General features: G+C 34.9%; 9 protein-coding genes. 4 read left to right on the forward strand and 5 right to left on the reverse strand.

Features of this window, described 5'->3' with window-relative positions:
- Window positions 1-115 precede the first annotated feature (115 nt).
- Complete coding sequence (locus QZ659_RS06555; RefSeq protein ID WP_291723772.1) at window positions 116-661, forward strand: SiaB family protein kinase; 546 nt, start codon at window positions 116-118, stop codon at window positions 659-661.
- Window positions 662-688: 27 nt separating this feature from the next.
- On the opposite strand, the gene QZ659_RS06560 is transcribed toward QZ659_RS06555, so the two are convergent.
- Entirely contained in the window at window positions 689-1,153 is a 465-nt protein-coding gene (locus tag QZ659_RS06560; RefSeq protein WP_291723775.1) for a GNAT family N-acetyltransferase, read from the reverse strand.
- Between the two features lie 143 nt (window positions 1,154-1,296).
- Between QZ659_RS06560 and QZ659_RS06565 the strand changes: the two genes are divergently transcribed.
- Window positions 1,297-1,764 carry a DUF4293 domain-containing protein gene (locus QZ659_RS06565; RefSeq protein ID WP_291723778.1) on the forward strand — a complete coding sequence of 156 codons (468 nt, stop codon included), beginning with the start codon at window positions 1,297-1,299 and terminating at the stop codon, window positions 1,762-1,764.
- A gap of 164 nt (window positions 1,765-1,928) precedes the next feature.
- Here QZ659_RS06565 and porV (QZ659_RS06570) read toward each other — a convergent pair whose 3' ends face one another.
- The 4 genes from porV (QZ659_RS06570) to pyrF all read right to left on the reverse strand — a co-directional run bounded on the left by porV (QZ659_RS06570) (window position 1,929) and on the right by pyrF (window position 6,885).
- The gene (gene porV, locus QZ659_RS06570) at window positions 1,929-3,068 is read right to left on the reverse strand and encodes a type IX secretion system outer membrane channel protein PorV (RefSeq protein WP_291723781.1); all 1,140 of its coding nucleotides are present in this window, start codon (window positions 3,066-3,068) and stop codon (window positions 1,929-1,931) included.
- Window positions 3,069-3,441: 373 nt separating this feature from the next.
- Window positions 3,442-4,632: a type IX secretion system outer membrane channel protein PorV gene (porV, locus tag QZ659_RS06575; RefSeq protein WP_291723784.1), complete on the reverse strand. Its 1,191-nt coding sequence runs from the start codon at window positions 4,630-4,632 to the stop codon at window positions 3,442-3,444.
- Window positions 4,633-4,966: 334 nt separating this feature from the next.
- On the reverse strand, window positions 4,967-5,833 hold the full coding sequence (locus tag QZ659_RS06580) for a hypothetical protein (protein ID WP_291723787.1): 867 nt from the start codon (window positions 5,831-5,833) through the stop codon (window positions 4,967-4,969).
- Window positions 5,834-6,069: 236 nt separating this feature from the next.
- The gene (gene pyrF, locus QZ659_RS06585) at window positions 6,070-6,885 is read right to left on the reverse strand and encodes an orotidine-5'-phosphate decarboxylase (protein ID WP_291723791.1); all 816 of its coding nucleotides are present in this window, start codon (window positions 6,883-6,885) and stop codon (window positions 6,070-6,072) included.
- Between the two features lie 716 nt (window positions 6,886-7,601).
- Here pyrF and QZ659_RS06590 point away from each other — a divergent pair.
- Together QZ659_RS06590 and QZ659_RS06595 are read left to right on the forward strand one after the other, a co-directional pair.
- The gene (locus QZ659_RS06590; RefSeq protein ID WP_291723794.1) at window positions 7,602-8,036 is read left to right on the forward strand and encodes a hypothetical protein; all 435 of its coding nucleotides are present in this window, start codon (window positions 7,602-7,604) and stop codon (window positions 8,034-8,036) included.
- 20 nt (window positions 8,037-8,056) lie between these two features.
- Window positions 8,057-10,901, forward strand: a 2,845-nt coding sequence (locus QZ659_RS06595) for an HYR domain-containing protein (RefSeq protein ID WP_291723797.1), incomplete at its 3' end; no start/stop codon positions are given.

A 10,901-nucleotide genomic window follows, 5' to 3' on the forward strand; every position in this document is an offset into this window, starting at 1 on the left:
CAATGGTTAGTGATAAATGATGAATGAAAAATACTTTAAACATAAAATAAATACATTTCTTCTAGCTTACACATCTTTCACTGGTAACTAATTACTGCTAACTGAACACTGAAAAATGCTTGATTTATACCCTTCTCTAACACAAAAAGACGTTATTCTGATGTATCAAGGTGCTATGTCTCAAACTATCTTGGCTACCATGGCGTTGCCTTTGCGTGAGACAGAAGAAGATTATTTGATTAGTAAACGTCTTTTTGCAATCATTATAGAATTAGGACAAAATATCAATCATTATTCTGAAAAAAGAGAGTTTTCTATTGCTGACAGAAGAGAAGTAGGCTGTGGAATGTTGGTGGTACAAAAAACAGATACAGAGTATATTTTTACGGCAGCTAATAAAATAAAGACCAGCAAAATAGAAAAAATGAAAAAACACTGTGAACATATCAACTCTCTCAATAGTAAAAAACTAAGAAGTTTTTATCGTTCGCAGCGTCGTGCTACTCGTGATGATGGACGTTACGGAGGAAATATTGGCTTTATAGAAATGGTTAGAAGGTCTCACAACCCACTAGAGACTAAGTTTACCCTTTCAACAAAAGATTCAACAATGGCTTACTTTTCTATTCAAGTAAAGATGAGTAGAATAGATGTTTTTTAGGCGATTTTTTCTAAACAAACTCTCAAATCATAATTTGTATATCATCTTGTAGTGCATAATACCACTTTCTTCAAAAACATCCCCCTCTTTTTCAAATCCACAACGTTCATAGAGCGAAACTGCTGCAAGTTGTGCGTGTAAATAGATTTTTTCTACAGTCTTGTATTCTTCTTTTTCTTTAATTTTTTGAAGTGCAAACTCTACCATTTTTTGTCCTATCTTGTGCCCTCGGTATTCTTCCAAAACAGCAAAACGCTCTAGTTTTATTTTCTTTGGCGTACTATCTTTATGTTTTTCTGTTACTCTAAAACGAGCCGTACCGACAGCTTTGTCTTCTTCATTTATGGCTAAAATATGAGTTGCTATTTCATCTAATCCATCAAAATCATCTTCTTCTGGAACATTTTGTCCTTCAATAAAAACAGTTCTGCGAATAGAAAAGGCTGCGTCTAGGTTTTCTGATGGGTTTCGTTCAAAAAGTTTGATAGTCATAAAGTAAAGGTGTTTTTATAGTTCAGAAGAATAGTTTTACCGACAAAATGGCAAAGTTTTGAGGTTAGGTACTACTTTTAAGGGTAAGTTCTGTAATTTTGCAGCCACAAAAGTAAATTATTTAATAATCAATTCATAAAATTATGATTCAGCGTATTCAAAGTATTTTTTTGTTTTTAGTTTCTATTCTGATGGGAGTTACTATTTTTTTACCACTTTGGGGAAAATCAGACGGCACAAACCGAATTGAAATAGATACAATGCACATGGTAGAACTCTCCTCAGGAGAAGTAGTATCAGAACAAACGACCGTTTATCTTGCCATCATTGCAGGACTGACAGCCCTCTTAGCTCTTTGGAATGTTTTTAATTTTAAAAATCGTCGTTTTCAAATGAAAATTGGTCTTTTCTGTACACTTCTCATTGCAGTTTTTATTGCTGTTGAAGTATTCTTAACTTTTCAAGGGCAAGCAGCTTTTGCTCCAGAAGTAGGTGGTAATTTTGCTTATGGATTTTTCTTACCTGTTGGTGCAATCTTGCTCAACTGGATGGCGATTCGTGCTATCAAAAGAGATGAAGATATGGTACGCAGTGCAGACCGTTTGAGATAGATATTTGTATTCTACAAAATTAAAAAAAGCCATTTCTAGCAATTAGAAATGGCTTTTTTGATATATTTGAACATACTACCAGACATTTTCTGAATAAATAGGTCAGTCCCAAAGGGCAGACCGTTTTAACATTATCGTTTTACCTAGTAGTATGGTATTTGAGCTTATAGTGTTTTCTTTTTTGAATCAAAAGAACAAATCATAGAAACTTGAAACGTTTCATCATAGATAGAATTGTCTGTTGTTGCTTTTATAAAAGAAACATTTAATTCGATAAATTTATGTTCATAACCAGTTCCCAAACTGACAAAACGATTGTTGCCTTTGTTTCTACTTTCTTGATAATATCCACCTCTTAGTTTTAATTTATCTTTGTAAGAATATTCTGTTCCTAAAGACAAAATAAGTTCTTGCATTTCTTCTCTAAAGCCATTGGGCGCATCAGAAAAAGAACTAAAAATAGAAGAAAATACACTTTGTGTTGGCGTTGGATTAGAAGGATTTGGTGTAGGGACTAACAGCTTATTTACATCAAACGTAAACGTGAGTAGATTATCTTGATTCAGATGATTGGTAAAAGCTGTTCCGATACCTAAGTTAGCAGGCAGGTATTCTTTCACAACAGATTGAACTACGATAGGCGCACCGATATTTGAAATATTTACGCCAAAATTCCAATCTACTTGTTTTTCTTTTATCGTAAATCCACTTTCATAAAGAGCCGAAATATCTACTGCTCCTGTATGATGTGATTCAACAGAAGGATTTCCTTGTGTATCAAATATAGCTTGTTCAGAATTGATATATCGGAATGTTCCTGCAAGGCTTAATTTTTTAGATACTTTTTGAGCAAAAGTTGCATCAATAGCTAAGTCACGCCCTAATGAAAGCTCTTGTGTCTGTCCTAATGAATTGTTATAAATAATATCTCCTTTTCCAAAATAACGAGAAGAAATGGCAATAGTTTGTTTCTCATTTAGTTTTTTGGCTGCTGAAAAATACCCTAACCAAATATCATCCACTATACGCCTTAACATAGGCGAATAAGAAGCTCCAAAGTTCCACTCTTTTTCAAGAGAAGTTAGTTTTGACGGATTCCAAAAAGTAGCATTTATATCAGCAGAGGTTGCAATACCTGTATTTCCCATTCCACTGGCACGAGCATCAGGGGAGAAACATAACGAAGGAACAGCAGTTATAATTTGCTGGTTGGTTGGATTTGTAACTACTTGAGCTTTCACTTCAAGGAAAATAGAGAGAAAAAATACAATAGAAAGAATACACCAAATTTTAATTGCTTGCATAATTTACTTAAATCAGAAATAAAAAAATGAATTAATCAGACGAAAGGGTTGATTATGATAATTCGGAAGTTGTTTTTTATAATTCAAGTAAATTTTAATTCATAGACTGTGAATGTTGATTTTTTTTATAAAGTTGTTTAAGACCTGAAAGTCGGCGAAGCCAATAGAAAAAGTACCTTTAATTAGGTATAGAATGGGTTTTGTTTTATTGTTTATCGTTCAAGCATTATGCTTGGATACACTTTTTTGTCAGCATATGCTGACGAAAAAGTAAGCACAAGATGAAATCTTGCACTGGAAAATCATTCTTAAACAAGTTCTATGATAGAAAAAACCAAGTTTCTATCAAGATAGAAACTTGGTTGTATCATTTTTAGTTAGCAGCTCCGTCTTCGGGAGTATCTATTTTATCTCCTTTATTGATATTGAATAAAAGAGAAAAACGAATAGTGTCAGCCAAAGGATGTTGTTGTTGGTTTGGAATAAGGTAAGCGAAATCAAAACCAAATACTTGGTAACGCAAGCCTAAACCTACTGTAAAATAACGACGATTTCCTTTTTCTTGGTTTTCGTGAAAATAACCACCACGAAGAGCAATCAAATCGGCATACCAATATTCAGCACCCACAGCAAAAATCATTTCCTTTACTTCTTCACCAAATCCATCTGGCGCATCTCCAAAAGATTTAAAAATAGAAGATAAAACAGGGTCGTTTGCTCCATTTGAAGCCGTATTTTCAGGTGTTGGTACAAGGAGTTTGCTTATATCAAAGGCTAGAGTAAGTTTGTTAAACTCGTCAAACTGTCCGTTGAAAGCTGTTCCGATACGCAAATTAGCAGGTAAATAGTCTTGTTGTGAGGCATCGTTGTAAGTAACTGGCGCACCAATATTTGAGATATTTGCACCCAATGCCCAGTCGCCTTCAAAGCTCTTAAAATTAAGTTTGCTTTTATAAAACATCGAAACATCTACTGCACCTGTGTTGGCTGGACGAGTATTTGTGTTAGGCGTTCCATTGGTTACATTTCCTGCTAAATTGGAATGAATAAAACGAAACGTACCAGCAATACTTAATTTTTTAGAAAGCTGTTGTGCAAAAGTGGCATCAATGGCTGCTTCACGAGGATTAAAATCTTGCAAAGGCTCACCTCTATCATTTGTAAACTGAAGATTTCCCATATCAAAATAACGGAAAGAAACTCCTACAGTCTGTGTTTTGGAAATGCGTTTTACACCACTCACATAACCTAACCACATATCATTTACCAATTTCTGTAACCATGGAGAATATGAAACGCCAAACGACCAGTCATTTTCTATAAAAGCTAATTTTGAAGGATTCCAATGTGCTGCATTTGCATCTGGAGAAGTAGCTGCGCCCAAATCGCCCATACCAGCAGCACGAGAGTCAGGTCCTACAAGTAGGATAGGAACTGCCGTTGTGATTACTCTACGACCAGTAGAATCTAAGCCAATTTGAGCTAATGAAGTATTATAATTGGAGTAGAGAAAACTCACTACAAAGCAACCTAAAATGGCTGCAAGAACTTTACGTATTTGCATACAATTATTTAGTTTTATAAAATAAAATTTCAAATATATATTTAGTTTTGAAAGCTGAAGGGACTAAGCCTCATCATATCTTTTTTACTTGAAAGGTATCACTCTTTAGTTAGACAAAATATTATTTTCTGATACACTATTTTTCACGAAATAAAAGACAAGTAAAATTTTTGTTCATAGGCTAATCAGCACGTAAACTAAGGGAATAGCCAAAGAATTTGGCAAAGTAGATATTGATTTGAACCACTACAAAAATAGAAAAAAAAAGGTGTAAAGCGTAATAAAGATGAGTAAATATGAAAAAAGTTAAAAAATTAATCTTGCAAAATCTTTATTATAGTATTTTATTTTTAATAAATTGAACTATTCTTTGAGCAATCTTAATAAAGGCAGACAGATTGTTGTAGTTCAAAACATAAAACACTTTTTCTTCACTTCCAAAACTCGCATAAAAACGAGCTACTTTTGGCTCTTGTGCTGACTCAAAATCTAAAATATTCTCCTTATTGACTTTTTCGCTTCCAAAATTATCTTTTTGATAGCTGTTTTCTCTAATAAATTTGTCTAAAAACCATCTTCTGCTCTCATTTCTTTCTTTTATATTAGTATTAGCTGCGTTGAAGAGATAAATCCACTTTATAATGGTTTTATTTTGATATATCGTTTTATCTTTTACAAACAAAACGCCACTCAATATTTCCTTATTTTGGTTTCTGACATAACATAAGGTTGTCATATTCTTATTGTTTAAAACATCAAACAAATTTTTGAGTATTGGCTTTGCTTCTTTAGAAATTCCATCTTCTAAAAAAACGCTTCTTTCAAAAAAGGTATAAAGTAAATCTATATCACTGCTTTCCAAAACCTCAAAATTTTGTTTCTGAGCTTGATTAATTCTGTACTTTGTATCTCGGCTATATTTCTGACGAATCTGGGCATACTCTTGTAGCAAAGAAAGATGATGCGTACAATATTTTTTTAATGATTGCTTTTCAAAGATTTTATCAAATGAGTTTCTATACTCTTGATAATTTGAAATACTGAAAGGGTAATTTGAAACAAGTTTGAATTTCTTTTTGAGTAAAATTAGAAAAATTTCAAATTCCGAATCAGAAAGTTTTTGAGTAGAAAAAACACCCAACTGCTGGGCAAAAAGAGGTTGTTCTAAAAACGAAATATCGTACTTTTTTCGAACAGGCAAAGGCAATACAGCTACGTATTCGTTATTTTTTTCTAAAATAAGAGCTTCCCAGCTAGGGGCAACACAATCTAAATACCACGAAAAAGCATAAACAACATTTTCTTTTGAATTAGAAATACATTTGTCCCATTTCTCTTTATCAATTTGGTAATGTTTTAAATGATTAGTGATTAGTGTTTAGTGATTAGTGATGAATGAAAAATACAATGGCGACCAAGTCATAAAACTGGTTACTGCTAACTGGTTACTGCTAACTGTAAAGCCATTTCCTGCTGCATTTGCTTTGCTTTTTGGGCAGCCATTTCTGCAAAATCTCTATCCTTGCTGGCATAAATAATTTGGCGAGAAGAGTTGATGAGAAGTCCACAGTCTTTTGTCATTCCAGCTTTTGAAACTTCTTCTAGGCTTCCTCCTTGCGCTCCTACCCCTGGAACTAAAAGAAAATGGTTTGGAATAATTTTTCTAATATTGGCAATATATTCTGCTTTTGTTGCACCCACTACGTACATTAGATTGTCTTCTGTCCCCCACTGCTGACTTTTTTCTAAGACTTCTTCATAGAGTTTCTTGCCATTTTTGAGTTCTAGCATTTCAAAATCTTGCGCTCCTATATTGGAAGTAAGAGCAAGCAAAATTGTCCATTTATTTTCTATTTCTAGGAACGGTTTTACAGAATCTTCACCCATATAAGGAGCAACTGTAACAGCATCGCTATTCAAGTTCTCAAAAAAAGCCTTAGCATATTGTGAAGATGTATTTCCAATATCGCCACGTTTGGCATCAGCAATTATAAAAACATCTTTTGGCAAGTATTCAATCGTCTTTTGGAGACTCTCCCAACCTTTTGTTCCTAAGGCTTCATAAAATGCTGTATTGAGTTTGTAAGACACTGCATACTTTTCTGTTGCATCAATAATGCGCTGATTGAACTCAAAAATAGGGTCTTGTGCATTCAAAAGATGAGCGGGAATTTTTTGAATATCGCTATCTAAACCAACACAGAGATACGATTTTTTAGTTTTTATTTGAGAGATAAGTTCTTGACGATTCACTTTTTATGAGAGGATTGGGCTAAAAAAAAGATTGAGGACATAATTCAGACAAAAATAGGATTAGAATTTTGTAAATAAAAATGGATTTTCTCTAATTTTTACACCTGTGTCTTTATAGCTTATTACTATTTAGCATATTTACAAAACACTATCACTTTGATATGCAAAATAAAAAAGCGTTTCAAGAATCCGTATAATATAACTTCTTACGTCTTAATTACAAAGACACCACTATTTTATATTTAATCTGAGTACTTACTTGTAAAAATTAAGGCGAAATTATAAAAAATAAACCTAACTCTATCCTTGCCTAATATTAAATAGAAATTAGTGTTTCAGCTGAATTTCGAAAATAAAAATAAGTAAAAAAACTTACTAAGTACTTCATACACTTATAATTGAGTAATCTGTAAATACTAAAGGTAATACTTTTAAATATCTCACATTTTAACTCTTAATCACATTTTTTTTCATACCTTTGCACCTTGACAGTAAAAAATTACATTTACCAATCCCTTTCAAGAGTTGAATTAATTATTAAATTATCACAAGAATAACAAAAAAAATAAAATTTAAAACAAAGAAAATTACAAAGTATACACATTTAAAATACATCAACCTTTACATTCTTTAAAGTAAGCTATTTAATTTCAAAAGCCATATCCTAATTACATCTATTATTAGATTTCCTTAAACATCCATCTTATAAATATTTTATGAAAAAAAACCTAACTTTCAGTATACTGCTATTTATAGCTTTTATTACCCACACCTATGCTCAACAACCAGATTGGAGACTTCTCAAAGAAACAGAAGGTGTTCGTGTAGAGTATCAAATACGTAACCATCAACAAAATCAATCTGAATATTATGTATTGCGTGTAAAAAACACTAATTCCCATGATGTAGCTGTAAATTGGGATTATCGTTTAAAGTATAACAATGGCACAGAGATTTATGACCCTAAAAGTGGTGAGCATCATGTAGGGCTTATCATAAAAGCAGGACAACACACAGAAGGATATCTACCAACAGCAAAAGAAGGAAGCTTTCTAGCACTCCACTATCGTTTTACAGGACAACGTGGTAAAATTGTTCCTACAGCTCTGACAAATATTACACTTGAGTTTTTTAAGGTTTTCATTCTCTAAACAAAATATTTTTGAAACAAATGTACTCTATAAATAAACTTTTTATATTTCTTACAAGCCTAATTTTTCTTTGTTGTAGCATTGGCACTACACAAAAAGCACAGGCACAATGTAATGCACAAATCACTTCTATAACTCCTACAGGTACAGCTTGCCCTAACGAAGCGATAAACTTTACAGGTTCAGGTTTAGGTGTAGCTACAGCTTTTGACTTCAATGGCTCTACTTTTCCTACAGGTTGGGTAGCTTCTGCTTTTACACTTGGTCAGCCTTGTTTTAATCCAGCACCTGATGGCACAGATTATTTTTGGTCGGCTGCAGGTGGAGCGGGTGTTCCTCGTTTTGTACGAACTAATGCCATAGATGTATCGACAGGGGGAAGTCTTATCTTTGAAATTGATTTTGGAGATGATGACCCTCAACCTGGTTGTGAAAATGTAGATGCTACTGAAGGAGTATTTCTTCAATATTCTACTGATGGAGGTTCAAATTGGACTGATATTCAATACTTTGACCCTGCAGATATTTCAGGTGGAGCAATAGGTTATGATTGGGTATTAATGAATATAGCTATTCCACCTGCTGCACACACAACCTCTACCATGTTTCGTTGGATACAACCAAACCACTCAGGAACTGGTTTTGATAACTGGGGGTTGGATAATATTTTTGCTAATCAAGTAGTTAGTACAATTGCACATTCTTGGGATTTTGGGGATGGTAGCCCTATAGATACAAGTGGAGGAGCTGTTTCTCATGCTTATACAACACCTGGTGTTTATACAGTAACTTATGAAGCAACTGTAGTAGGTGGTTGTACAAACTCTACCACAGCTACAGTTGTCGTAGAAAATCCAACTATCACAGCTCCAGCAGACATAAATAATATACCTACTACATTAGGTTGTGGAGCAGAACTTAGTAGTGTTGCTTTAGGTACACCTACTACTACAGCTACCTGTACTATTACTAGCTTGACGAATGATGCGCCAGACCCACTACCTCTTGGTTCTACAGTAATTACTTGGACTGCTATATTTTCTAATGGATATACTACAACAGCAACACAAACTGTAACAGTAATTGATACAGAAGCACCTGTCATTTCAGGTTGCCCTACAGGAACAATAACTGGTACAACAGCAGTAGGAGCTACCACCTGTGAAGCTGCTGTAACTTGGACAGAACCTACAGCTACAGATAATTGTAGTACACCTACATTAGTACGTTCACATAATCCTGGTGATCTTTTTCCTGTAGGAACTACTAGAGTAACATACACCTTTACAGATGCTGCTTTAAACTCTAGCACTTGTTCTTTTGATGTGGTTGTTACAGATAATGTTCCCCCTGTTATTGCAAACTGTCCTTCTGATATTTCAGTAAATAATGATAATGGTGTATGTGGAGCAGTTATAAACTGGATACCACTGACAGTAACTGATAATTGTGAGGGTGTCATCATTCCACCACTTAATTTCACAAATGCAGGTGCTGTAGGAATTTCAGGACCAACACAAGCACAACTTGATGCTGCTTATGCTGGTAGCTATTTAGATGGAACTGTAACTTCAGTTGGAGGTATTCAAGAGTTTGTTGTACCTACAACAGGAACATATTTGATTAATGCTATCGGTGCAGCAGGAGGTAAACAAAGATATTCTATTGGTTTTCCTGGTGGAAAGGGTGCAGAAGTAGAAGGAGAGTTTAGCTTAACAGCAGGTGATGTAATACGTATTATTGTAGGTCAAATGGGAGAAGACACACGTGTAACGACCGAAGATAATGCTTCCCCTGGTGGTGGTGGTGGTAGCTTTGTTTGGAATGTTACTACAGGAGAACTTCTTGTCGCTGCTGGTGGTGGCGGAGGTGGTGGACGCCAAACTCATGCTGGAGCAGATGCAAACTTAACAACTGAAGGCAACGAATCTGCCGACCTATTAGGTAATGGAGGTACGTTAGGCAATGGAGGTACAAATAATGTTGGAGGTAATAGTTATTGGGCTGGTGCAGGTACTGGTTGGCTTACAAATGGAACGGGTGGAAACAACGCAACTAATTATGATTTTACTCCAGGTATTGAAGGTGCTCAAGGTGGACGCAGACCTTTAGAAGGAGGCTTTGGTGGTATTCGTTGGATTGACTGGGGAGGCGACCAAGGTGGCGATGGAGGTTTTGGTGGCGGAGGCGGAGGCGGCTCTGACAATATGGGTGCTGGTGGTGGCGGTGGCTACTCTGGTGGTGGTGGTGGTAGAGACTACTACTTAAACTACGCTGGTGGTGGTGGTGGCTCTTTTGTTAGTCCAATAGCCCTATCAAACAATTTAGTAGGAGTTACAAATACAGGAAATGGTCAAGTAAATATCGAATTAGTTAGTGGAGGTGGTGCAGTAATTGTACAAACAGATGCAACAGGTCTCTCTTCTGGTTCAACATTTCCTTTAGGTACTACAACTATAGAGTATACAGCCACAGATGTATCAGGCAATACAAGTCTATGTTCTTTTAATGTAACAGTAACAGATACAGAAGCTCCTATAGTTATCTGCCAAGATATAATTGCTTTGTTAGATGATTTTGGAAATGCGTCTATTACAGCATCACAAGTAGATAATGGTAGTTCAGATAACTGTGCCATTGCTTCGCTTTCAGTCAGTCCTAGTACTTTTACTACTGCCGATATAGGACCAAATACAGTAACGCTTACTGCAACAGATGTAAATGGAAACTCATCTACTTGTACTGCAATAGTTACTGTACTAGACGATGCTCCTCCAGTAGCTGTTTGTCAAGACATTACAGTTCAATTGGATGCTTCTGGAAACGTTTCTATCGTAGGTACGCAAGTAGATGGTGGAAGTTCAG

Origin of the sequence: Bernardetia sp. (assembly GCF_020630935.1) — a bacterium.
Classification (GTDB): domain Bacteria; phylum Bacteroidota; class Bacteroidia; order Cytophagales; family Bernardetiaceae; genus Bernardetia.